A 25292-nucleotide genomic window follows, 5' to 3' on the forward strand; every position below is an offset into this window, starting at 1 on the left:
CAGGGCCTCTTCGCGGGCAAGCCTCGCTCCTACAGGGGGGGTGTCTGCCGCAAATGTTGGGCATGACAGAAAACCTGTAGGAGCGAGGCTTGCCCGCGAAGCTCTTCAGGAGGCCCACCCCGGTTTTCGCTTTTGCACGAAGGCCATCGCTCCCTCGATGCCCTCGGCCCCGGTCACCGCTTCGCTGAACCATTCGGCCGCTTGATCCAACAGTTCATCCGAAGGCTGCCCGGCACTCGCCAACAGCAGTTTTTTCGTCTGCGCATTCGCCCCCGGTGCGCAGCACAGCACATGGGCCAATACCTCTTCAAGGCGTTCGGCCAGGGCTTGCTGGTCGTGCTCGACAAAATGCACCAGGCCCATTCGCCGTGCGTGGGTGCCGTCGAATCGCGCCGCGGTGAGGGCCAGTCTGCGGGTCTGGGTCAGGCCGATGCGCTGGACCACAAAGGGTGCGATTTGCGCCGGTAGCAGACCGAGGCTGGTTTCCGGCAAACCGAATTGCGCCTGGTGATCGGCCAGGGCGACATCGCTGACGCAGGCCAGGCCGAAGCCACCACCCAGCACCGCGCCTTGCAACACCGTAATCACTACTTGCGGGGCGTGTTGCACCTCTTGCAGCAATGCACCGAATGCTCGGTTCAAGTCGCGATAAGCCTGGGGGCCTTGAGCGCGAGCGTTGGCCATGTCCTTGATGTCGCCGCCTGCGCAGAAATGTCCGCCGGCACCACTGATCACCAAGGCCCGCACAGCCCGGTCATCGTGCACTGCCGCCAGCACCGCACGCAGTTCAGCGACCATCTGCAAACTCATGGCGTTGCGGCTTTCCGGGCGGTTGAGGGTGATGTGCAATACGCCGTTGTGTCGTTCGAGCAACAGCGTCTGGCAAACCGGCAGGCTGTTCATTTCTTTTTCCCCGGCAGGGTGCCCATGAGTTTGCAGATGATCCCCAGCATGATTTCATCGGCGCCGCCGCCAATCGACACCAGTCGTACGTCACGATAGGCACGGGCCACCGGGTTGTCCCACATGAAGCCCATGCCGCCCCAGTATTGCAGGCAACTGTCGCTGACTTCCCGACCCAGGCGCCCGGCCTTGAGTTTGGCCATCGACGCCAGGCGCGTGACGTCCTGGCCTTTGATGTACTGCTCGGTAGCCTGGTAGACCAGCGCCCGCAGGCATTCGATTTCGGTTTGCAATTCCGCCAGACGGAAGTGAATCACCTGGTTGTCGATCAGCGCATTGCCGAAGGTCTTGCGCTCCTTGCAGTACTCGATGGTGCTGTCGATGCAGTATTCCAGGCCCTTGATCATGTTCGCGGCGCCGAACAGGCGTTCCTCCTGGAACTGCAACATCTGCATCATGAACCCCGCGCCTTCGTGGCCGATGCGGTTGCGCTGCGGCACGCGCACGTTGTCGAAAAACACCTGGGCGGTTTCCGAACTGCGCATGCCGAGCTTGTCCAGGTGCGAACTCAGGCTGATGCCGGGCGTGTTCATCGGCACCATGATCAGCGACTTGTTGACGTGGGGTTTGTCGTCGGAAGTATTGGCCAGCAGGCAGATGAAATCGGCGCTCGGCGAGTTGGTGATCCACATCTTGCTGCCGTTGATCACGTAGTCGTCACCGTCCTTGCGCGCGGTGGTTTTCAGCCCGGCGACGTCGGAACCGGCACCGACTTCCGAGACGCCGATGCACCCAACTTGCTCGCCGGTGATCGCCGGGCGCAGGAACTCTTCACGCAATTCATCGGAGCCGAAGCGGGCGAGGGCCGGGGTGCACATGTCGGTTTGCACGCCGATGGACATCGGAATCCCGCCGCAATGAATCGTGCCGAACGCTTCGGCGGCGACGATCGAATAGCTGTAGTCCAAACCCATGCCACCGAATTTTTCCGGTTTGGATATCCCCAGCAAGCCCAGATCGCCGGCCTTGCGGAAGATCTCATGGATCGGAAAGCGTCCGGCCTTTTCCCATTCCTCGACGTGCGGGTTGATCTCGTGATCGACGAATTGGCGAACGGTGCGGCGCAGTGCTTCGTGTTCCTGGGTGAAGATCATTTTTATTGTTCTCCTGAGCGCCGCTTAAAAGCGGGCGACACCAAAACTGTTGGCTTGCAGCGGCCGAACCTCGGCCTCCTGGCAGATATCCAGCAAATACCCGAGCAACGTCCGGGTGTCCCGGGGATCGATCAACCCGTCGTCCCACAAACTGGCGCTGCCGTAGAGCGCGGTGGACTGGCTGTCGAGTTTCTGTGCGGTGACCTGCTCCAGCATGTCGAGCATTTTCGGGTCCGGCACCAGGCCATCCTTGAGTTGCTTGGCCTCGGTGACGATCCGCAACACCTTACCGGCCTGGGCGCCGCCCATCACCGCCGTGCGGCTGTTGGGCCAGGCGAAGATGAAGCGTGGGTCGAGGCCACGGCCGCACATCGCGTAGTTGCCGGCCCCGTAGGAACCGCCGACGACGATGGTCAGTTTCGCCACCCGGGCGTTGGCCACCGCCTGGATCATCTTCGCGCCGTGCTTGATCACGCCTTGCTGCTCCGACTCGGTGCCGACCATAAAACCGGTGGTGTTGTGGAAAAACAGCAGCGGCGTCTGGCTCTGATCACAGAGCTGAATAAACTGCGCAGCCTTGCTCGCGCCCTTGGGTGTGATCGGGCCGTTGTTGCCGATAAAGCCGCAGGCGCGACCTTGAATGTGCAGGCGGCCACAGATCGTCTGCTGATCGAACTCGCCCTTGAACTCAAGGAAGTTCGAACCGTCGGCAATCCGGGCGATGATTTCGCGCACGTCGTAGGGTTTTTTCGGGTCATCCGGGATCAGGCCCAGCAATTCGTCGATGGGGTAGAGCGGTTCTTTCCATTGGCGTTCGGGTAACCATTGCAGCTGCTCGTTCCACGACAACAGGCTGACAATCTCGCGCACCACGCGCACGCCGTCGGCGTCGTTCTCGGCCAGGTACTCGGCGGTGCCGGCGGTTTGCGCGTGCATTTCGGCGCCGCCCAATTCTTCATCAGTGGCGACTTCGCCGGTGGCGGCTTTTAACAGCGGCGGGCCGGCGAGAAAGAGCTTGGCCTTGCCGCGCACCACCACGACGTAGTCCGACAAACCCGGTTGATACGCGCCGCCAGCGGTGGCCGAGCCGTGGACCACGGTGATTTGCGGCAACCCCATGGCCGACATCCGCGCCTGATTGGCAAAGCTGCGCGCACCCTCAATGAAAATCTCGGCGGCGTAATTGAGGTTGGCGCCGCCGCTCTCGGCCAGGGTGATCACCGGCAGTTTGTTTTCCATGGCAATTTGCTGCAGGCGCAGGGATTTTTTCAAACCGCTGGGGGAAATGGTACCGCCCTTGATTGCGCTATTGTTCGCCACCACCAACACCCGCACGCCGGACACGTAACCGATCCCGGCAATCAAGCCGCCGCCGGCCGAACTGCCGTCCTTGTCGTCGTGCAGCTTGTAGCCCGCAAGGCTCGCCAGTTCGAGAAACGGTGCACCGGGGTCGAGCAACAGATTGAGTCGTTCACGGGGCAGCAGTTGCCCGCGTTTGTCGAATTTGGCTTTGGCTTCGGCGGCCTTGTTCAGCAGATTCTGTTCGAGTTGGCGGACGTGCTCGATGCCCACCAGCATCACCGCACGGTTTTGCGCGAACTGTTCACTGAAAGGGTCGACTTGCGACTGGATCACCGGCATGACTTATTCCTTGTCCTTCAATACATCGGGTAAGTACGCGCGATGGAAACCGTTGTACGACTCGCTGTTCTGCGCCTTGTGAATCGGCCACGCCCGTCCGCCAAGACTCGCCGCACCGTCAATGCGCAACGTGCTGCCGCTGACGAATGCCGCCGCCGGGCTGAGCAGGAACACAATCGCTGCGCTGACTTCCGATTCGGTGCCGATGCGTTTGAGCGGCACGTGTTCGCGCAGGGTCGGGATCACGGCCTTGAACGCGCCTTCGTAAGTGTCCATGCCGCTTGAGGCGATCCAGCCCGGTGCCACGGCGTTGACCCGCACCCCGGCGTAACCCCATTCGAACGCGGCGGTCTTGGTCAGGTTGTCCATGCCCGAGCGCGACGCACCCGAATGGCCCATGCCGGGCATGCCGCCCCACATGTCGGCGAGCATGTTGACGATGGCCCCGCCGTGCTTGCTCATGGATTGATTGAACACTTCCCGGGCCATCAGGAAACCGCCCACCAGATTGGTGCGCATCACGGTTTCGAAACCCTTCTGGTTGATCGAGGCCAGGGGTGACGGGAACTGGCCACCGGCGTTGTTGACCAGGCCATGGATCGGGCCATGCAGGCGGATCAACTCGCTGACCAGATGCTTGACCGCTTCTTCCTCACGAATATCGCAAGTCTTCCAGTCCGCCTTGCCGCCATCCTCGGCAATCTCCAGGGCGACGTTTTTCAGTTTGTCGGCGTTGCGTCCCACCAGCAGCACATGGGCACCGAGGGCCGCCAGTTCGTGGGCGGTGCAACGGCCGATGCCGCTGCCGCCGCCGGTGACAATAATGGTTTGGCCAGCGAACAGATCGGGTTTGAAAATCGAGTCGTAAGCCATGGCAGCGGTCCTCTAGTTGACCAGGTCGGCGATGCGCTGGGGCACCGGAATCTGCATCTCCAGCAGTTGCTGGGCGAAGGCTTTGCCTTGCGGATCGATCCGCAGGCTGGCTACGCCACCACCGCCGAGGGCGTTTTCCAGCAGGAAGTTCAAGCTGTGGGTGCCGGGTAAATACCAGCGCTCGACACGGCCGCGAACCGGGTCGAGCACGTGGCTCATCCAGTCGACGATCACCTCCGGCGTCAGCGCTTCGGCGATCCACGGCAGGAACTGCGGCTGCCGTGCCATGACCCCGATGTTGCTGTGATTGCCCTTGTCGCCGGAGCGGGCGACCGCGAGTTTGACCAGCGCGACGCTGGCATCGGCACGCTCGGTGGGTTTGGGAGGCTCAAGCGGCACGGGCAAATCAGCGGAGTCGAGCGCATCGAGGGCGGGCAGGGCGCAGGGATGGCGTTGCCCCTTGAGATCAATCTCCAGCGTGCAGGCGGTTTTGTCGATCAGGAACGAGAACAGCCGGATCAGCGGATACACCGTCGGCCGGCCGCCGACGATCCCGGTCAACCCCGGGGCCATGCCGGTGGCGGCCTGGGCGATCTCCCGGGAGAACACGATCAACGCCTGTTTGTTCGGGTGGCGCACCGCAAGTTTGATCACCACTTCGCGGCTGTCCTGGCGTTGGCCGTGGGGGCCGTAGGTCGCCTCGCTGCCGAGCAGTTCGATATTCACTTCGCTGTAGGGCGCCCAGCCGCGCTGGCTGAAAATCTCCGAGGTTTTGTTGATGATCGCTTCGCTGACGCGCCGGGCCTTGTCCACCGCGTCAATGCCGGCAATCAGGCAACTGGCGGTGCAGCGGAAACCGTCCGGGTAGGTCGCGCTGACTTTGTATTGATCTGTCGGCGGCAAACCTTTGGCGCCGTGCACCTGCACTGCGTTTTTGCCCTGCTGTTGGAGTTTGACCTGACTGAAATTGCACACCACGTCCGGCAGCAGATAAGCCTGCGGGTCGCCGATTTCGTAGAGCATCTGCTCGCCGACGGTCAATGGCGTGACCAATCCGCCGGAGCCTTCGGGTTTGCTGACGATGAACTGGCTGTCGGCGCTGACTTCAACGATAGGAAAGCCGATGTGCTCGTAATCGGGCACCTCGCGCCAGTCAGTGAAATTGCCGCCCGTGCATTGGGCGCCACATTCGATGATGTGCCCGGCCAGTGCGGCCTGGGCCAGTTTGTCGTAGTCGTGCCATGACCAGCCGAATTCATGCACCAGCGCGGCGCTGACCACGGCGCTGTCCACCACCCGCCCGGTGATCACGATGTCCGCGCCAAGGCGCAGGGCTTCGACGATGCCCGGTGCGCCGAGATACGCGTTGGTAGAAACGCACATCGGCGGCAACGGCGCGCCGCTGAACATTTCGTGGATACCTTGGCTGCCGAGCTGTTTGAACTGCGGTTGCAGGTCATCCCCCAGCAACACGGCGATCTTCAGCGCCACACCGGCCTGGTCGCACGCCGCTTGCAGGGCGGCGGCGCAGGCTTGCGGGTTGACGCCGCCGGCGTTGCTGATGACGCGGATCTTCTGTTCGGCGAGTTGCGACAACAAAGGACTGAGGACTTCGATGAAGTCGCTGGCAAAGCCTGCCTGCGCGTCTTTCATCCGGGCGCCGGCCATGATCGACAGGGTGATTTCGGCGAGGTAATCGAACACCAGATAGTCCAGGCGCCCGCCCTCTACCAATTGCGCGGCGGCGGTCGAGGTGTCGCCCCAGAAGGCGCTGGCGCAACCGATGCGGATTGTTTTTGGCACAGTCAACTCCATGCTCAGCTCCGACAGAAGTGCTCCGAGACTACCAAGCAAGCGCTTGGTTTGTAAACGCCCAAAATATCTTCGTCCCAAGCGCTTGCTTGGTCGTCCCGGCCAGCTTAAATTGCCCGCGCAACCCCGCTGATTTAGCGGCGAGCGGCGCATCTGACTGAACGACTGTAGGAGAGAACGGGTGGACGAGCAAAAAGCCCTGAGGGTGATGCGCGAATTGGTCGACAACGGCCAGTTGACCGACCCGGACAGTGCCCGCGGCAAACTGCTGCAAGTGGCGGCTCACCTGTTCCGCAACAAAGGCTATGAACGCACCACGGTGCGGGATCTGGCCAGTGCGGTGGGCATTCAGTCGGGCAGTATTTTTCATCACTTCAAAAGCAAGGACGAGATCCTGCGCGCGGTGATGGAAGAAACCATCCGTTACAACACTGCGCTGATGCGTGCCGCGTTGGCCGAGGCCGGCAACGTACGCGAACGGGTGCTGGCGCTGATCCGTTGCGAATTGCAGTCGATCATGGGCGGCAGCGGCGAAGCCATGGCGGTGCTGGTTTACGAATGGCGCTCGTTGTCCGCAGAAGGGCAGGTCCAGGTGTTGGCCCTGCGGGACATTTATGAAGAAATCTGGCTACAGGTGCTGGGCGAGGCCAAAGACGCCGGGTTTATCCGCGGTGATGTGTTCATCACTCGGCGGTTTTTGACGGGCGCCTTGTCCTGGACCACCACCTGGTTTCGCGCCGGCGGCAGCATGAGCCTCGATCAATTGGCCGATGAGGCGTTGATTCTGGTGCTGGAAGAGCGGCAGTGACACGTCTATCTCGACGATAAACTGGCTAAGTAGGCGAAACCGCCTAGGTTGAATGCATTGATGCGTATTTTTTTGGGGAGTGGGTTGTTTTGATGTCTTCGCCAAGTTGGACGGTCTCGCGGCTTTTGCTGGCGGCACTCGCGGTGCTATGGGTGTTGCCGTCCCAGGCAGCGCAACAGGTGCGGGTCGGTGCGGCGCATTTTCCGCCTTACACCGTGCGTCCGGAGTCCGGCGCCGACACCGGTTTGTTGCCGCAATTGGTCGAAGCCTTGAATCAATTGCAGACCGATTACGAATTCGTGCTGGTGCCGACCTCGATTCCCCGGCGTTTCGGTGATTTCAAGCAGGGCCGGGTGGACATGGCGATCTTCGAGAACCCGGATTGGGGCTGGAAGGACATTCCCCACACCACGGTCGACATGGGCCTGGAAGACGCCGAGATTTTTGTCGCGCAACGCAAACCCGACCGTCAGCAGAGTTACTTTGCCGACCTCGCCGGCAAACGTCTGGCGCTGTTCAGTGGCTATCACTACGAATTCGCCAACTTCAATGCCGACCCGAAATTCCTCGCGCAGAACTTCAACGCCACGCTGACCTACTCCCATGACAGCAACCTGCTGATGGTCTTGCGTGATCGCGCGGACATCGCCCTGGTCACGCGCTCCTACCTGAGCGATTACCTGCTGCGCAACGAGAAAGTCGCCGATGAGTTGCTGGTGTCCCAGCGCATTGACCAGGTCTACCACCACTACGCACTGCTCAGCCCCGCCGCGCCGATCAGTGGCCCGGCGTTCAGCAAGTTGCTGCAAGGCTTGCGCGATAACGGCCAGATGCTGAAGATTTTTGAGCCGTACAAAATCTCTCTGGTGCCGGTGCCCAAGTCCTGACCGATTGTCTGAAAGAGCATGTTTTTGCCACGGACCTGTCAGATCTGACAGTAGAAAATCCATGAATCCCACGTTTAGATAACCTCCTGTTGTCGGCCTTCACGGGCCGACCGTGCCGAGAGGTTATTGCCATGTCGCAACCAGTCTTCGTCAACCTGAAATGTGTTCCATCACTGCGCGTTCCACAGGCCCCTGATAACAAACTCAAGGTCAGACCGACCGATGATGGAGCGGGCATCTCGGTGGCGGTGGAACCCTGGCCGTTTATGGCGCCTTCCAACACCGTAACCCTGCACGTCTGCGGCGTGCGCCAGGATGGCAGCCCGTTTATGTTGCGCCAGGTGTATGCCGAGCCGGTCACTGATACCGACGTCAACGAGGGTTGGGAGCGATCGATTCCGTGGGATGTGCTCAATGACCTGCAACACGGCAGTTCGTTGGTGTTCGTATTTCAAGTGGCCTTCGACGATTGCTGTGGCTGCTGCCCGTTGTTGTTTCCACCGCTGGCAATCGAGGTGCGCATACCCTTTGAGGACTTGACCACGTTTACCGATGGCAACTGGAATCATTGGGAAAAAGGGGATGCAATAAAAGATGCCAGGGATTTGCTGTTGGTTAACAGTAACGGTAACGAGTGTCTGGAAAACATTACTTACTCCCGCGACTCATCTGGCGTGGTTTTGATCAAGACCTTTGATCAGCTTGATGCAGGCCTGCGTTATGAGTTCGGTTTGTCGGTTCGGCGATTGAACAATTACAACCCTGTTCCAGTCCTGTCCTTGCAGACCAGCTCGGGCCCGGTGACTGCTCAAACCACTATCACTGACTTATCCTGGCATCCGCTCAAGGGCGAATTCATGGCTGATGCCAGCACCATGCAGTTGTGGATCTACAGTCATGAGCCTGATATCGGAATCAGGGGCAACGATTATGGGTTGGATGACATTCTGGTCAGGGAGCTGTAGCGCTTCGTTCTAACCCTGAAGCGATGTCATGGCGAGAAAACGCCCAGGCCTGATCGCCGTGGTGCCGGTGCCCAAGCCCTGACCGATGGTCGGAAAGCACGCTTTCTTGCCACGTACCTGTCAGATCTGACAGTAGAAAACCCATGAGCCACGCGTTTAGATGACCTCCTGTCGTCGGCCTCGTCACGGGCCGACCTTACTGAGAGGTTATCGCCATGTCGCAACCCGTCTTCGTCAATCTGGCCTGCGTTCCTTCACCTGAAGTCACCCAGGCGCCTGATAACCCGATTAGTGTCCGGCGAGTGGATGTCGGTCAATCAGAGATCACTGTTCATGTAAGACCGTGGCCGTTCATGGCGCCTTCCAACACGGTAACGCTGCATGTCTGCGGGCAGCGCAATGATGGCAGCCCCTTCATGCTGCGTGTGGCCTATGCCGAGCGGGTCACCGACGCCGACCTCGACGAGGGCTGGCAGTGTTCGATTTCCTGGAATGGGATCGAAGATCTGCTGCACGGCAGTTCGCTGGTGTTTGTATTTCAAGTGGCCTTTGACGATTGCTGCGGGTGCTGTCCTTTACTGTTGCCGCCAGTGAGCCTGCAGGTGAACGTGCCTTGGCGGGACCTCACAACCTTCACCGATGGCGATTACAACGGCTGGCAGGCCGGGCCGGCGGCTGCCGATCCACAGGATTTAAGCATCATCAAACTGCCGGACGGCAATGAGGTGCTTTTCAACAATACCTATACAAGCAACTCCAACGGCGTGGTGCTATTTAAGACCTATTCCGAACTGCGGGTGGGTGAGGTCTATGAGTTCAGCATGAGGACTCGCCGATCAACTGTGGTAGGCACCAGGCCGATTCTCGCGCTCCGGGCCGGCGACACGGTGGTGGCGGGACCGGAAGAAATCCCCGGCGCCGACTGGATGATATTGAGGGGGAGCTTCACGGCGAGCGCTGCGACGATGACATTCAATATCGTCAGCGAAGTGGCTACCGGGTCAGGTAATGATTATTACGTGGACGATATTCTGCTCAGGACGTTGTAGCAGGGGAGAGCGGGTTAAATTTACTGTTGGTGCTTACGTCCTTGTTGAAACTGTCGACGATTACGTGAGCCCGACCCATGTCCAATCTGAATGACCTGACTGCCCTGGCGTTGCCGTCAGGGCGCAGTCTTGTAGCCGATGAAACCGAAAGCCGGTTGAGCCTCAGCCTGGAAGGGCAGCCGTTGATTCGTTTGCGTCTGTTCCGCGAGCTGGCATTGCACATCGAGGTCGAAGAGCGCTTCGGCCTGCCAGCCGGTCAGGCATTCTGGGCCGCTTGCTATTGGCTGTTTGCCCGGAATCCGGATTGCCAGCACCTGACCTGGCGTCTGGGCGAAGCACCCACCGAAGCCTTGCTCAGCGGTTTGCTGATCCCGACCGAAACGGTGGGTGAGTACCGCTGTGAACGCACGCTGTTCTGGCAATTGCCGCAGCCGTGGCTGGGGGCGTCGCGGACCGACAGCTATCCGCAGCAAATGGTCATCAGCGCTGGCAAGCGCCATCCGTTGCGCCCGGCCAAACCCCGGGGTGAAGTCTATCGACGTTTCGATGCGCGCCTCGGTGCGTGGATTTCCTTGCGTAGCGTGGAAATCGAACAGGACCTGGTGCGTTTCAATCGCTGGCAGAACAGCCCGCGAGTGGCGAGTTTCTGGGAAGAGGAAGGCAGTCTCCAGAAGCATCGCGAGTACTTGAGCAAGCTCGACGCCGATCCGCACACCCTGACGTTGATCGGGTGTTTCGATGATCAGCCGTTCGCCTATTTTGAAGCCTACTGGGCCAAGGAAGATCGCATCGCGCCGTTCTACGACGCCGGCGATTACGACCGCGGCATTCACATGCTGGTGGGTGAAGAAGCGCATCGCGGCCCGCACAAAGTAGCGAGCTGGTTATCGGCGCTGGTGCATTACCTGTTTCTGGATGATCCGCGCACCCAGCGCGTGGTCGCCGAGCCTCGCGCGGACAACGCGAAGATGATCGGGCACCTGCACAACCAGTGCTTTCACTGCGAGAAAGAGTTCGACTTCCCGCACAAGCGCGCGGCGCTGATGGTGTTGGGGCGGGAGCGGTTTTTTGATCGGTGCAAGTTGGCGTGAGGCGTAGGACTCAAGATCCGTTGCGGTCTTGGGTCCGCTATCGCGAGCAAGCTCGCTCCCACAGGGTTTGCACTGAACCTGTGGGAGCGAGCTTGCTCGCGATTGGGGGCGACGAAAATCTCGGCTCTCAACGACGAGCGAAGGTATCCGCCCGACTGCCCGACACCTTGCGGCAGTGCACCAACGCATCGCGAATCATGAAGTTCACCAGGGTCGGCGAGACGCCGAGTTCCTTGGCGATGTCCTTTTGCGGCACGCCGTGCAGGCGATACATCTCGAAGGCATAGCGCGTGCGGCTGGGCAGCTCGGTCAGCGCGTCGGCGATGTGTTCCAGGGTCGAGAAGTTGATGTGCGAGGTTTCTGGCGAAGCGCCCTGGATCACCACGTTCAGACCTTCCTCTTCAGGGCCTGAATACTTCTGCTCCAGCGCCTGTTTGCGGTAGTGATCGATCGCCAGGTTGCGCACGATCTGGAACAGGTAGCTGAGCTGAGCCTTGAACGAAGAGGTGATCTGCGGCGCCGATTGCAGCCGGAAGAACGCGTCTTGCACCACGTCCTCAGCCCGCGACCGGCAGCCGGTAATGCGGGCTGCAATTTTGACCAGAATCAGTCGGTTGTCGACAAAGGCCTGAAGTAGCGGTGAATCGCACCTGCTTGTGGATACTTGTTCCGTCATGGAAATCACCTTGCTGCAAATAGGGTTGCGGGACGACAAGCGTTTCGGAGCCGTCCTACACATCGAGCGACAAATTATGTTGAATGATAATGATTGTCAATTGAGAAAGAGAATTAATGCGTCACAAAAGTGCAGCGTGTGAACTGCGACACGCTGTCGCGCCCGGCCCTGTTGGGGGGCAAGCCTGCGGACTAATTATTTCAGGACATCAATCGTTCTCATTGGTGAATGGTTCCGGATACGTCCCGGCCAAAACAGCATTCCCAAGCCTTGCGCGGTCGGCGAAGACCGCGCCCTGCACGCCATTTGAATGAGCGTGACGTACGAAAACCGATTCCAAACTTGCAAGCCGAATTCAGGCAGGAAACCTCATGACCGACGCGTTCGAACTCCCCAGCACACTGGTCCAAGCCCTCCAGCGCCGCGCGGCCCTGACGCCGGATCGCGTGGCTTTGCGTTTTCTCGCCGAAACCGCGGATCAGGCTGTAGTACTCAGTTATGCCGAGCTTGATCAACGGGCGCGGACCATTGCCGGCGCGTTGCAGGCTCAGGCCGCATTCGGCGATCGCGCGGTGCTGCTGTTCCCCAGCGGCCCGGATTACGTCGCGGCGTTTTTTGGCTGCCTGTATGCCGGCGTGATCGCGGTGCCGGCCTATCCGCAGGAATCGACCAAGCGCCATCACCAGGAACGCTTGCTGTCGATCATCAGCGACGCCGAACCGCGTCTGCTGCTGACCAGCGCTGGCCTGCGCGACGCCTTGCAGCAAATCGAAGGCGCGCCGCCGTTGCTCTGCGTCGATACCCTCGACAGCGCACTGGCGGACAGCTGGGTGTTGCCGGCGCTTGAAAACGAACACATCGCCTTTCTGCAATACACCTCCGGCTCCACCGCGTTGCCCAAAGGCGTGCAAGTCAGCCACGGCAACCTGGTGGCCAATGAGCTGCTGATCCGTCACGGCTTCGGCATCGACCTGAACCCGGACGACGTGATCGTCAGTTGGTTGCCGCTGTACCACGACATGGGCCTGATCGGCGGTCTGTTGCAGCCGATTTTCAGTGGCGTGCCGTGCGTGTTGATGTCCCCGGCGTACTTCCTCGGGCGGCCGTTGCGCTGGCTCGAAGCGATCAGCGAATACGGCGGCACCATCAGCGGTGGGCCGGACTTCGCTTATCGCCTGTGCAGCGAAAGGGTCAGTGAATCGGCGCTGGAACGTCTCGACCTGAACGGCTGGCGCGTGGCGTATTCCGGTTCCGAACCGATTCGTTTCGACACCCTCGAACGTTTCGCCGATAAATTCGCAAGCTGCGGCTTCACCCCGGACTGCTTCATGGCGTCTTACGGTTTGGCGGAGGCCACGCTGTTCGTCGCCGGTACGCCGCGCGGTCAGGGCATCGGCAACCTGCGGGTCGACGATCAGGCCCTGGCGCAAAACCGCGCCGAAGCAGGCGAGGGCGCGGCGATCATGAGTTGCGGCATCAGTCAGCCAGATCACGCCGTGCTGATTGTCGATCCGCTGGCGCTCACCGAACTGGCTGACAACGCTATCGGCGAAGTCTGGGCCACCGGGCCGAGCATCGCCCATGGCTACTGGCGCAACCCCGAGGCGAGCGCCAAGACCTTTGTTCAGCACGCGGGCCGCACCTGGCTGCGCACCGGTGACCTGGGCTTCAAGCGTAACGGTGAATTTTTCATCACCGGGCGCCTGAAAGACATGCTGATCGTGCGCGGCCATAACCTGTACCCGCAAGACATCGAGCAAACCGTCGAGCGCGAAGTGGAAGTGGTGCGCAAAGGTCGCGTCGCGGCGTTCGCGGTCAATATCGACGGCCAGGAAGGCATCGGCATCGCTGCGGAAATCAGCCGCAGCGTGCAGAAAATCCTGCCGCCCGACGCGCTGATCAAAGCCATCCGCCAAGCGGTGGCCGAGGCTTATCAGGAAGCGCCGAGCGTGGTGGTGTTACTCAATCCGGGCGCGCTGCCGAAGACCTCCAGCGGCAAACTGCAACGCTCGGCGTGCCGCAATCGCCTGGCGGACGGTAGCCTCGACAGCTATGCACTGTTCCCGTCGGCAGAGGTTAAAAGCGAAACAACGGCGCAATCCGCTTCCGAACTGCAAACCCTGATCGCCAACATCTGGTGCGAGCAGCTCAACGTCCAGCAGGTCAACGCTGACGATCACTTCTTCCTGCTCGGCGGCAACTCCATCGCCGCGACCCAAGTGGTCGCGCGGTTGCGTGAAGAGCTCGGCCTGGAGCTGAACCTGCGCCTGCTGTTCGAAGCACCGACCCTTGGCGCCTTCGCCGAGGCCGTCGCCCGACTGCAACAGGACGGCGGCCTGGCCCAAGGCGCGATTACGCCGCTGTCGCGCAGCGAAGCGATGCCGCAATCCCTGGCCCAAAACCGTCTGTGGATCACCTGGCAACTCGATCCGCAGAGCAGCGCCTTCAACATTCCCGGTGCCTTGCGTTTGCGCGGCGAACTGGACGAAGACGCGTTGCGCGCCAGTTTCCAACAATTGATCGAACGCCACGAATCCCTGCGCACGCGGTTCTTCGAACGTGACGGCGTGGCCCTGCAACGGGTTGACGCTGCGGGCGAATTCAACCTGCAACTGATCGACATCAGCGATTTGCCGGTCGACAAACGTGAAGTCCGCGCGCAACAAATTCGTGAAGACGAAGCGCGCACCCAGTTCGATCTGGAGAAAGGCCCGCTGCTCTGGGTGACGCTGGTGCGCCTCGACGACGAGGACCATCAACTGCTGGTGACGCTGCACCACATCATCGCTGACGGCTGGTCGCTGAATGTGTTGATCGATGAATTCTCGCGGCTGTATGCGGCGGCGTCTCAAGGCCAGAAAGCCACGCTCGCGGCATTGCCGACCCAGTACGCCGATTACGGCAGCTGGCAGCGCCAATGGCTGGCCCAAGGCGAGGGTGAACGGCAACTGGCCTACTGGAAAAACCAGTTGGGCGACGAGCATCCGGTGCTGAGCCTGGCCACTGACCATCCGCGCTCGGCACATCACGTCCACAGCGCCGCCCGCCACACTGTGCGTTTGGGCGTGAGCCTGAGCGAAGCCATCCGCCAGACGGCCCAGGCTCACGAATCCACCTCGTTCATGCTGTTGCTCGCCGCGTTCCAGAGTCTGCTGCACCGCTACAGCGGCCAGCGCGATATCCGCATCGGCGTGCCCAACGCCAACCGTCCACGCCTGGAAACCCAAGGGCTGATCGGCTTCTTCATCAACACCCAAGTGCTGCGCGCCGAAGTCGATTCACGCCTGCCGTTCGTTGAACTGCTGGCGCAAACCCGCCAAGCGGCGTTGGGTGCACAAGCCCATCAGGACCTGCCGTTCGAACAACTGCTCGAAGCGTTCCCCGAGGCTCGCGAATCCGGGTTGTTCCAGGTCATGTTCAACCACCAGCAACGGGATTTGAGCGCCCTGCGCCGCTTGCCGGGGCTGCTCGCCGAAGAGTTGCCGTGGCACAGCCGCGAAGCCAAGTTCGACTTGCAACTGCACAGCGAAGAAGACCGAAATGGGCGGCTGAGCCTGTCCTTCGACTACGCCAACGAACTGTTCGATGTGGCAACCATCGAGCGCCTGGCCGAGCACTTCACCAATCTGCTGCGCGAAGTCTGCGAGCAGCCACAACAGGCCATCGGTGATCTGCAACTGCTGACTTCGGATGAGCACGATCAACAAGCCTCGTGGAGCACGGCAACCTGCACACCGGCCAGCCAATGGTTGCCGGAATTACTCAATGAACAACTGCGCCTGACCCCGGAGCGCACCGCGCTGATCTGGGACGGTGGCGAACTCGATTTCGCCGAACTGCACGCCCAGGCCAATCGCCTGGCTCATTACCTGCGCGACAAAGGCGTCGGCCCGGATGTGTGCGTGGCCATCGCCGCCGAGCGTTCGCCGCAACTGTTGATCGGCCTGCTGGCGATCATCAAGGCTGGCGGCGCCTACGTGCCGCTGGATCCGGATTACCCGGCCGAACGCCTGGCCTACATGCTCAGCGACAGTGGCGTCGAATTGCTGCTGACCCAGACCGAATTGCTCGACCGCTTGCCGGCCAGCGACGGCGTCAGCGTCATCGCCATGGACGCGCTGCACCTGGAAAACTGGCCGAGCCAGGCACCGGGCCTGCACCTGCACGGCGACAACCTGGCCTACGTGATTTACACCTCGGGCTCCACCGGCCAACCGAAAGGCGTTGGCAACACCCACGCCGCCCTCGCCGAACGTTTGCAATGGATGCAGAACACCTATCGCCTCGACGAAACCGACGTGCTGATGCAAAAAGCGCCGATCAGTTTCGACGTGTCGGTATGGGAATGCTTCTGGCCGCTGATCACTGGCGCGCGCCTGCTGATTGCCGATCCCGGCGAACACCGCGATCCCCATCGAATCGCGCAATTGGTTCAGCAATACGCCGTGACCACGCTGCACTTCGTGCCGCCATTGCTGGCGCTGTTTATCGAAGAACCGCTGACCAGTGAATGCACCAGCCTGCGCCGGGTGTTCTCCGGCGGCGAAGCCTTGCCCGCCGAGTTGCGCAACCGCGTGCTGGAGCAACTGCCAGCGGTGCAACTGCACAACCGCTACGGCCCGACCGAAACCGCGATCAACGTCACCCATTGGCATTGCACGATGGCTGATGGCGAGCGTTCGCCGATTGGCCGGCCATTGGGCAACGTGATCTGCCGCGTGCTCGACAGCGACCTCAATCCCTTGCCGGCCGGCGTGCCCGGCGAACTGTGCATCAGCGGTATCGGCTTGGCGCGAGGCTACCTCGGTCGCCCGAGCCTGACCGCCGAACGCTTTGTGGTCGACCCACTGGGCGAGCAGGGCGCGCGGTTGTACCGCACCGGCGACCGTGCACGCTGGACCGCTGACGGCGTGATCGAATACCTCGGACGCCTCGATCAGCAGGTCAAGTTGCGCGGCTTCCGGGTCGAACCGGAAGAAATCGAAGCGCGTCTGCTGGCCCAGGACGGCGTCGCCCAAGCCGTGGTGTTGGTGCGCGAAACAGCCGCTGGCGGCCAGTTGATCGGTTACTACACCTCAACCGATTCTTCCGAAGAGATTGATGTTCAAACCCAACGTCTGAAAGCCGCGCTGGCCGCCGAGCTGCCGGAATACATGGTCCCGGCGCAACTGATGCGCCTGGACGAAATGCCCTTGAGCCCAAGCGGCAAACTCGACCGTCGTGCCTTGCCGGAACCGCAATGGCAAGTGCGCGAACACGTCGAACCGGTCACCGTCCTTCAGCAGCAAATCGCCGGCATCTGGCGTGAAGTGCTGGGCCTGAAGCAAATCGGTCTGCGTGACGATTTCTTCGCCCTCGGCGGCCATTCGCTGCTGGCGACACAAATCATCTCCCGCACCCGTCAGGCCTGTGACGTCGAATTGCCCCTGCGTGCGTTGTTCGAAAACAGTGAGCTGGGGGCGTTCGCCGAACAGGTGCGCTTGATCCAGGTCAGCAGCAACACCAACAAACAGCCACCCATCGAGAAGGTCGACCGCAGCCAACCGGTGCCGCTGTCCTATTCCCAACAACGGATGTGGTTCCTCTGGCAGATGGAGCCGGACAGCCCGGCCTACAACGTCGGTGGCATGGCGCGGCTGCGCGGGGTGCTGGATGTCGGGCGTTTCGAAGCGGCGCTGCAAGCGTTGATCATCCGCCACGAAACCCTGCGCACCACGTTCCCAAGCATCGATGGCGTGGCCCGGCAACAGGTGCATGCGGACACTGGCATGCGCATGGACTGGAAGGATTTCTCGGCGCTCGACGTCGAATTGCGCGAGCAACGGGTCCAGGCCCTGGCGGATAGCGAAGCCCACACCCCGTTCAATCTGGAAACCGGTCCGCTGCTGCGCGCCTGCCTGGTCAAGACCGCCGACCAGGAACACTACCTGGTGCTGACCCTGCACCACATCGTCACCGAGGGATGGGCGATGGACATCTTCGCCCGGGAACTGAGCGCGCTCTACGAAGCCTTCGTCGATGACCGCGACTCGCCGCTGGAAGCGCTGCCGGTGCAGTACCTGGATTACAGCGTCTGGCAGCGGCAGTGGCTGGAGTCCGGCGAACGTCAACGCCAACTCGACTACTGGACTGCGCAACTGGGTCGCGAACATCCGTTGCTGGAATTGCCCGGCGACCGTCCGCGTCCGCCAGTGCAAAGCCATCGGGGTGAGCTGTTCCGTTTCGACCTGAGCGATGACCTCGCCGCCCGCGTTCGCGCCTTCAACGCGCAAAACGGTCTGACCCTGTTCATGACCATGACCGCTGCCCTGGCCGTGCTGCTTTACCGCTACAGCGGCCAGACTGATTTGCGGATCGGCGCACCCGTCGCCAACCGCATCCGTCCGGAAAGCGAAGGGTTGATCGGCGCGTTCCTCAACACCCAAGTGTTGCGTTGCCAACTCGACGGGCAGATGTCCGTCGGCGAATTGTTTGAGCAGGTTCGCCACACCGTGATCGAAGGTCAGTCCCATCAGGACCTGCCGTTCGATCATTTGGTGGAAGCACTGCAACCACCGCGCAGCGCCGCTTACAACCCGCTGTTCCAGGTGATGTGCAACGTGCAGCGCTGGGAATTCCAGCAGAGCCGCACCCTGGCCGGCATGACCGTCGAGTACCTGGCCAACGATGCCCGGGCGACCAAGTTTGACCTCAACCTGGAAGTCACCGACCTCGATCATCGCCTGGGTTGCTGCCTGACCTACAGCACCGACCTGTTCGATGAACCGCGCATTGCACGGATGGCCGGGCATTGGCGCAATCTGCTGGAAGCGCTGTTGGCTGACCCGCAACAACGCCTCAGCGAATTGCCGTTGCTCGACACCACCGAGCAGAAAAACCTGCTGGACAGCCTCGGCATCGAACCGGGCGAACATCGTCTGGACCAGTGCATTCATCACCTGTTCAGCGAGCAAGCCCTGGCCCGCAAAGATGCGCCGGCCCTGACCTTTGCTGGCGAAACCCTGAGCTACGCCGAACTCGACAGCCGCGCCAATCGCCTGGCCTGGATGCTGCGCGAGCGTGGCGTCGGCCCACAAGTTCGGGTCGGCCTGGCGCTTGAGCGTTCGCTGGAAATGGTCGTCGGCCTGTTGGCGATCCTCAAGGCCGGCGGTGCCTACGTGCCGCTGGATCCGGAATATCCGCTGGATCGTCTGCACTACATGATCGAAGACAGTGGCATCCGTCTGCTTCTCAGTGACACAGCCATGTTCAACGCACTCGGTGAGTTGCCATCGACCGTGGGCCGCTGGTGCCTGGAGGATGACGCCGCCGAACTGGCCAACTACCCGGCCACCGAGCTGCCGTTTATCAGCCTGCCGCAGCATCAGGCGTACCTGATTTACACCTCCGGCTCCACCGGCAAACCGAAAGGCGTGGTGGTGTCCCACGGCGAAATCGCCATGCACTGCCAGGCTGTGATCGAGCGCTTCGGCATGCGTCCTGACGACTGCGAACTGCATTTCTATTCGATCAACTTCGACGCCGCCACCGAGCGTTTGCTGGTGCCGCTGTTGAGCGGTGCGCAAGTGGTGTTGCGCGCCCAAGGGCAATGGGACGCGGAAGAAATCTGCGGCCTGATTCGTCAGCATCAGATCAACATCCTCGGCTTCACCCCAAGCTATGGCAGCCAGTTGGCGCAATGGCTGGCAACCCAGGGCGAAACCCTGCCGGTGCGCATGATCATCACCGGCGGCGAAGCCCTGACCGGCGAACACCTGTCGCGGATTCGCGCAGCGTTCACACCCAGTGTGTTCTTCAACGCCTACGGCCCGACGGAAACCGTGGTTATGCCGCTGGCCAGTCTGGCGCCCGAGGTGTTGGAAGAAGGCCTGGGCAGTGTGCCGATAGGCAGCGTGATTGGCGCTCGCGTGGCGTACATTCTCGACGCCGATCTGGCGTTGGTGCCCCAAGGCGCGACCGGCGAGTTGTACGTCGGCGGTGCTGGCCTGGCCCAGGGTTATCACGAGCGGGCGGGCATGACGGCGGAGCGCTTTGTGGCGGATCCGTTTGCCAGCAATGGCGGGCGTATTTATCGCACCGGCGACCTGGTGCGTCAGCGCGCCGATGGTTTGGTGGAATACCTTGGGCGCATCGACCATCAAGTGAAAATCCGGGGTTTCCGCATCGAGTTGGGCGAGATCGAAACGCGCCTGCTGGAACACGAATCCATCCGCGAAGCCGTGGTGCTGGCGCTGGATGCGCCGAGCGGTAAACAACTGGTCGGCTACCTCGTCACCGAAGTCGCCGAACAGGACGAAGCGCAACAAGCCGCACTGCGCGAAGCGCTCAAGGCTCACCTCAAATCCCAACTGCCGGACTACATGGTGCCGACGCACCTGATCCTGCTGGCCAGCATGCCGCTGACCGCCAACGGCAAACTTGACCGTCGCGCACTGCCGGCGCCGGACCCGGAGCTGAACCGTCAGCACTACGTGGCGCCGAGCAACGAACTGGAGCTGACCCTGGCCGGCATCTGGTGCGAAGTGCTGAACGTGGCGCAGGTCGGTCTCAACGACAACTTCTTCGAACTGGGCGGCGATTCGATTCTGTCGATCCAGGTGGTCAGCCGCGCGCGGCAGCAGGGCATTCACTTCAGCCCTCGCGACCTGTTCCAGCACCAGACCGTGCAGACCCTCGCCGCCGTCGCGACGCGCACCGAGCAGGTCAGCGCCGAGCAAGGTTTGCTCACCGGCGAATCCGGTTTGACCCCGATCCAGCATTGGTTCTTCGACACCGAGATTCCTGAGCGTCAGCACTGGAATCAGGCGTTGCTGCTGGAGCCGACGGTGGCGCTGGAACCTCATCGTCTGGAGCAAGCGCTGCTGGCAGTGATCGAACAACATGACGCCTTGCGCCTGCGCTTCACCCAAACCGAGGCGCAATGGCACGCCGAGCACCAAGCGGTGAATGACACCCCGGTGCTGTGGCAGGTGCGCGTTGCGTCCATGGACAAATGCACCGCGCTGTTCGCCGATGCCCAACGCAGTCTCGATCTCGAACAGGGGCCGCTGATCCGTGCGCTGCTGGTCGATGGACCTGAAGGCCAGCAACGCTTGTTCATCGCCATTCACCACTTGGTGGTCGATGGGGTTTCCTGGCGGGTTTTGCTGGACGATCTGCAAACGGTTTACCGTCAACTGGACGCTGAACAGTCAGTCAAACTGCCGGCGAAAACCAGCGCCTTCAAGGACTGGGCCGCACGCTTGCAGGCCTACGCCGGCAGCGAATCCCTGCGCGAAGAACTGAGCTGGTGGCAGACGCAATTGGCCGGGCCCTGCGCTGAGTTGCCGTGTGATCGTCCGCAAGGTGGGCAGCAGAATCGTCACGCACAAACCGTCAGCGTACGCCTGGATGCCGAGCGCACCCGGCAATTGCTGCAACAGGCGCCGAGCGCATACCGCACCCAGGTCAACGACCTGCTGCTGAGCGCATTGGCCCGCGTGATGTGCCGCTGGAGCGGCCACGAATCGGCGTTGATTCAACTTGAAGGTCACGGCCGCGAAACCCTGTTCGACGAGATCGACCTGACCCGCACCGTGGGTTGGTTCACCAGCGCTTATCCGCTGCGTCTGGTGCCAGCGGCTGAGCAGGGCGCCTCGATCAAAGCGATCAAGGAGCAACTGCGCGCCGTGCCGCACAAAGGTTTGGGTTATGGCGTGTTGCGCTACCTCGCCGATGACCTGTGCCGCCAGACCATGGCCGCGTTGCCGGTGGCGCCGATCACCTTCAACTACCTCGGCCAGTTCGACCAGAGCTTCGGCGCAGACGCGTTGTTCCGTCCTCTCGATGAGCCGGTGGGCGCGGCCCATGATCCTCATGCGCCGTTGCCGAACGAATTGAGCGTCGACAGTCAGGTCTACGGCGGCGAATTGGTGCTGCGCTGGACTTTCAGCGCCGAACGCCACGACCCGCAAACCATCAGCGATCTGGCGAATAGTTATCTCGCAGAGCTGCAAAGCCTGATCGAACATTGCCTGCTCGATGAGGCCGGTGGCCTGACCCCGTCCGACTTCCCGCTGGCCCGACTGACCCAGCCACAACTCGACGCGCTGCCGATCCCGGCCGCCGTGATCGAAGACGTCTACCCGCTGACCCCGATGCAGGAAGGCATGCTGCTGCACACCTTGCTGGAACCGGGCACCGGCCTCTACTTCATGCAGGACCGCTACCGCATCAACAGCGAGCTGGATCCCGAGCGTTTCGCCCAGGCCTGGCAAGCGGTGATTGCCCGTCACGAAGCCTTGCGCGCGTCGTTCTGCTGGAACGTCGGCGAAGACATGCTGCAAGTGATCCACAAACCGGGCAGCACACCGATCGAGTACCTCGACTGGACCGCTATCGCCGAAACCGAGCAAGAACCGAAACTGCAAACGCTGCTGAAAACCGAGCGTGAAGCCGGGTTCGATCTGCTCAATCAGGCGCCGTTCCATCTGCGTTTGATCAAGGTTGGTGAAGCGCGCTACTGGTTCATGATGAGCAACCACCACATCCTGATCGATGCCTGGTGCCGTTCGCTGCTGATGAACGATTTCTTTGAAATCTACATGGCCCTGGGCGAAGGCCGGGACGCGCAATTGGCCGTGCCGCCGCGTTATCGCGACTACATCGGCTGGCTGCAACGCCAGAGCCTGGCCGAGGCGCGGCAGTGGTGGAAAACCAACCTGCAAGGCTTCGAGCGCACCACGCCGATTCCGAGCGACCGACCGTTCCTGCGTGAACACGCCGGTGACAGCGGCGGCATGGTCGTGGGCGACCGCTACACGAGGCTCGATGCCCGTGACGGTGCGCAATTGCGGGAACTGGCCCAGGCCCATCAACTGACCATCAACACCTTCGCCCAAGCGGCGTGGGCCCTGGTGCTGCGGCGCTTGAGCGGTGATCGCGACGTGCTGTTTGGCGTCACGGTGGCTGGGCGCCCGGTGGAAATGCCGGAGATGCAACGCACGGTCGGGCTGTTCATCAACAGCATCGCGCTACGGGTGAAAATGCCCGAGGACGATCAGCGTGTCAGCGTGCGCCAGTGGCTTAGTGGATTGCTCGACAGCAACATGCAACTGCGCGAATACGAATACCTGCCGCTGGTGACGATCCAGGAAAACAGCGAATTGCCCAAAGGCCAGCCGTTGTTCGACAGCCTGTTTGTGTTCGAAAACGCCCCGGTGGAAGTCTCGGTGCTCGACCGTGCGCAAAGCCTCAATGCCACCTCGGACTCGGGCCGCACCCACACCAACTTCCCGCTGACGGCGGTTTGCTATCCGGGGGATGACCTCGGTTTGCACCTGTCCTACGACCAGCGTTATTTCGATGAGTCCACGGTCGAGCGCATGCTCGGTGAGTTCAAGCGTTTGCTGCTGGCGCTGGTGGAAGGTTTCCATGGCGACATGGCCGACTTGCCGCTGCTGGGTACCGAGGAACAGGACTTCCTGATCCACGGCTGCAACCAGAGCGAACATGAATACCCGTTGGAAAAAAGCTACGTCGAGCTGTTCGAAGCCCAGGTTGCGCAGCATCCGCAGCGCATCGCCGCCAGTTGCCTCGACCGTTTGCACAGCTATGTCGAACTGAACCAGCGCAGTAACCGCTTCGGTCATGCCTTGATTGCGGCGGGTGTCGGGCTGGACCAACCGGTGGCGTTGCTCGCCGAACGTAATCTCGATCTGCTGGGCATGATCATCGGCAGCTTCAAGGCTGGCGCCGGTTACCTGCCGCTGGATCCTGGCCTGCCGAGTCAGCGTCTGAGCCGGATCATCGACTTGAGCCGCACGCCGTTGCTGGTCTGCACCCAGGCTTGCCACGAGCAAGCGGTGGCGTTGCTGGACGAATTCGGTTGCGCCAATCGACCGAAGTTGCTCGTTTGGGAAGAGGTGCAAGCGAGCGATGCGTCGGTGCAAAACCCGGGCATCTACAGCGCGCCGGACAACCTGGCCTACGTGATCTACACCTCGGGCTCCACCGGGTTGCCGAAAGGCGTGATGGTCGAACAGCGCGGCATGCTCAATAACCAGTTGAGCAAAGTGCCGTACCTGAACCTGAGCGCCGCCGATGTCATCGCGCAAACCGCTTCGCAAAGCTTCGATATTTCGGTCTGGCAGTTCCTCGCCGCGCCGCTGTTCGGGGCGCGGGTGGACATCGTGCCGAACACCATCGCCCATGATCCCCAAGGCTTGCTCGCTCATGTGCAGAGCCAGGGCATCACCGTGCTGGAAAGCGTGCCGTCGCTGATCCAGGGCATGCTCACCCAAGAGCGCATGAGCCTCGACGGCTTGCGCTGGATGCTGCCGACCGGTGAAGCGATGCCGCCGGAACTGGCGCACCAATGGCTGTTGCGCTACCCGCAGATCGGGCTGGTCAACGCCTATGGCCCGGCGGAATGTTCCGATGACGTGGCGTTCTTCCGAGTGGACATGGCGTCGACCCGCGGCAGCTATTTGCCGATTGGTACGCCGACCGACAACAACCGTTTGTACCTGCTCGATGGCGCGCTGGAACTGGTGCCGCTGGGTGCGGTGGGTGAGTTGTGTGTCGCCGGCACCGGTGTCGGTCGCGGTTACGTCAGCGATCCGCTGCGCACCGCCCAGGTGTTTGTGCCGAACCCGTTTGGCGAGCCCGGTGATCGTCTGTATCGCACCGGTGACCTGGCGCGGCGACGCAGTGACGGCGTGCTGGAGTACGTCGGCCGGATCGACCATCAGGTGAAGATTCGCGGTTACCGCATTGAACTGGGGGAAATCGAGGCGCGGCTGCACGAACAACCGGAAGTCCGCGACGGGGCGGTCGGCGTGCAGGAAGGCGTCAACGGCAAGCACCTGGTGGGTTATCTGGTGGCGGCGGATTCGGCGCTCAACCCGAGCGAACGCCTGGAACGCATCAAGCAACGCCTGCGCGCCGAACTGCCGGAATACATGGTGCCGCTGCACTGGTTGTGGCTCGACAAACTGCCGCTCAATGCCAACGGCAAACTGGATCGCAAGGCCTTACCGGCGCTGGAGATCGGCCAGTTGCAGAGCCAGGATTACCAGGCGCCACGCAATGAAATGGAGCAGACCCTGGCGCAGATCTGGGCCGAAGTGTTGAAGGTCGAGAAGGTCGGTATTCGCGACAACTTCTTCGAACTGGGCGGTCATTCGCTGCTGGCGACACAGATTGCGTCGCGGGTGCAGAAATCGCTGCAACGTGACGTGCCGCTGCGGGCGATGTTCGAGTGCAGCACGGTGGAGGAACTGGCCGAGTACATCGAGGGATTGGCGGCGAGTGAGATGACCGAGGAGAAGGTGGATCGGTTGAATGATTTGATGGCGGAGTTGGAGGGGTTGTAGTTCTTTAGCGTCTGGACTGGCCTCTTCGCGGGCAAGCCTCGCTCCTACGGGTATGTGTTGATCACAAGGGTTGTGATC

Annotated in this window: 12 protein-coding genes; 6 read left to right on the forward strand and 6 right to left on the reverse strand. The window is 61.5% G+C overall.

What is annotated here, in order from left to right:
- Positions 1-105 precede the first annotated feature (105 nt).
- From BK667_RS19565 to BK667_RS19585, 5 genes are read right to left on the reverse strand one after another with little or no spacing between them, the layout of a single operon-like run.
- Positions 106-903 carry an enoyl-CoA hydratase/isomerase family protein gene (locus BK667_RS19565; RefSeq protein ID WP_123598602.1) on the reverse strand — a complete coding sequence of 266 codons (798 nt, stop codon included), beginning with the start codon at positions 901-903 and terminating at the stop codon, positions 106-108.
- Positions 900-2057, reverse strand: coding sequence for a citronellyl-CoA dehydrogenase (gene atuD, locus BK667_RS19570; protein WP_123598603.1), 1158 nt, complete (start codon positions 2055-2057; stop codon positions 900-902). The genes BK667_RS19565 and atuD overlap by 4 nt, the downstream gene beginning before the upstream one ends.
- Positions 2058-2081: 24 nt before the next feature.
- On the reverse strand, positions 2082-3698 hold the full coding sequence (atuC, locus tag BK667_RS19575; RefSeq protein WP_123598604.1) for a geranyl-CoA carboxylase subunit beta: 1617 nt from the start codon (positions 3696-3698) through the stop codon (positions 2082-2084).
- A gap of 3 nt (positions 3699-3701) precedes the next feature.
- Positions 3702-4571, reverse strand: coding sequence for an SDR family oxidoreductase (locus BK667_RS19580; protein WP_123510339.1), 870 nt, complete (start codon positions 4569-4571; stop codon positions 3702-3704).
- 12 nt (positions 4572-4583) lie between these two features.
- Positions 4584-6374, reverse strand: coding sequence for an acyclic terpene utilization AtuA family protein (locus tag BK667_RS19585; protein WP_185058245.1), 1791 nt, complete (start codon positions 6372-6374; stop codon positions 4584-4586).
- A gap of 190 nt (positions 6375-6564) precedes the next feature.
- On the opposite strand from BK667_RS19585, the gene BK667_RS19590 reads away from it, so the two are divergent.
- From BK667_RS19590 to BK667_RS19610, 5 genes are all read left to right on the forward strand, one after another.
- Complete coding sequence (locus tag BK667_RS19590; RefSeq protein ID WP_123510343.1) at positions 6565-7191, forward strand: TetR/AcrR family transcriptional regulator; 627 nt, start codon at positions 6565-6567, stop codon at positions 7189-7191.
- Positions 7192-7283: 92 nt separating this feature from the next.
- A complete protein-coding gene (locus BK667_RS19595) occupies positions 7284-8078 on the forward strand; it encodes a substrate-binding periplasmic protein (protein WP_185058246.1) in 795 nt (264 codons plus the stop codon).
- 131 nt (positions 8079-8209) lie between these two features.
- Positions 8210-9043, forward strand: coding sequence for a sugar-binding protein (locus BK667_RS19600; RefSeq protein ID WP_123598607.1), 834 nt, complete (start codon positions 8210-8212; stop codon positions 9041-9043).
- A 215-nt stretch (positions 9044-9258) separates the two neighbouring features.
- Entirely contained in the window at positions 9259-10092 is an 834-nt protein-coding gene (locus tag BK667_RS19605) for a sugar-binding protein (RefSeq protein WP_148060146.1), read from the forward strand.
- 77 nt (positions 10093-10169) lie between these two features.
- A complete protein-coding gene (locus BK667_RS19610; RefSeq protein WP_123598609.1) occupies positions 10170-11183 on the forward strand; it encodes a GNAT family N-acetyltransferase in 1014 nt (337 codons plus the stop codon).
- Between the two features lie 127 nt (positions 11184-11310).
- Here the strand turns inward: BK667_RS19610 and BK667_RS19615 are convergent, their stop codons facing one another.
- Positions 11311-11859 (reverse strand): RNA polymerase factor sigma-70, encoded by a 549-nt coding sequence (locus tag BK667_RS19615; RefSeq protein ID WP_054614033.1) that lies wholly within the window; start codon positions 11857-11859, stop codon positions 11311-11313.
- A 371-nt stretch (positions 11860-12230) separates the two neighbouring features.
- Here BK667_RS19615 and BK667_RS19620 point away from each other — a divergent pair, with 371 nt between their 5' ends.
- Complete coding sequence (locus tag BK667_RS19620) at positions 12231-25214, forward strand: non-ribosomal peptide synthetase (protein WP_123598610.1); 12984 nt, start codon at positions 12231-12233, stop codon at positions 25212-25214.
- The last annotated feature ends 78 nt before the right edge of the window (positions 25215-25292 follow it).

The sequence above is a fragment of the Pseudomonas frederiksbergensis genome (assembly GCF_003732705.1).
Lineage (GTDB): Bacteria > Pseudomonadota > Gammaproteobacteria > Pseudomonadales > Pseudomonadaceae > Aquipseudomonas > Aquipseudomonas frederiksbergensis_F.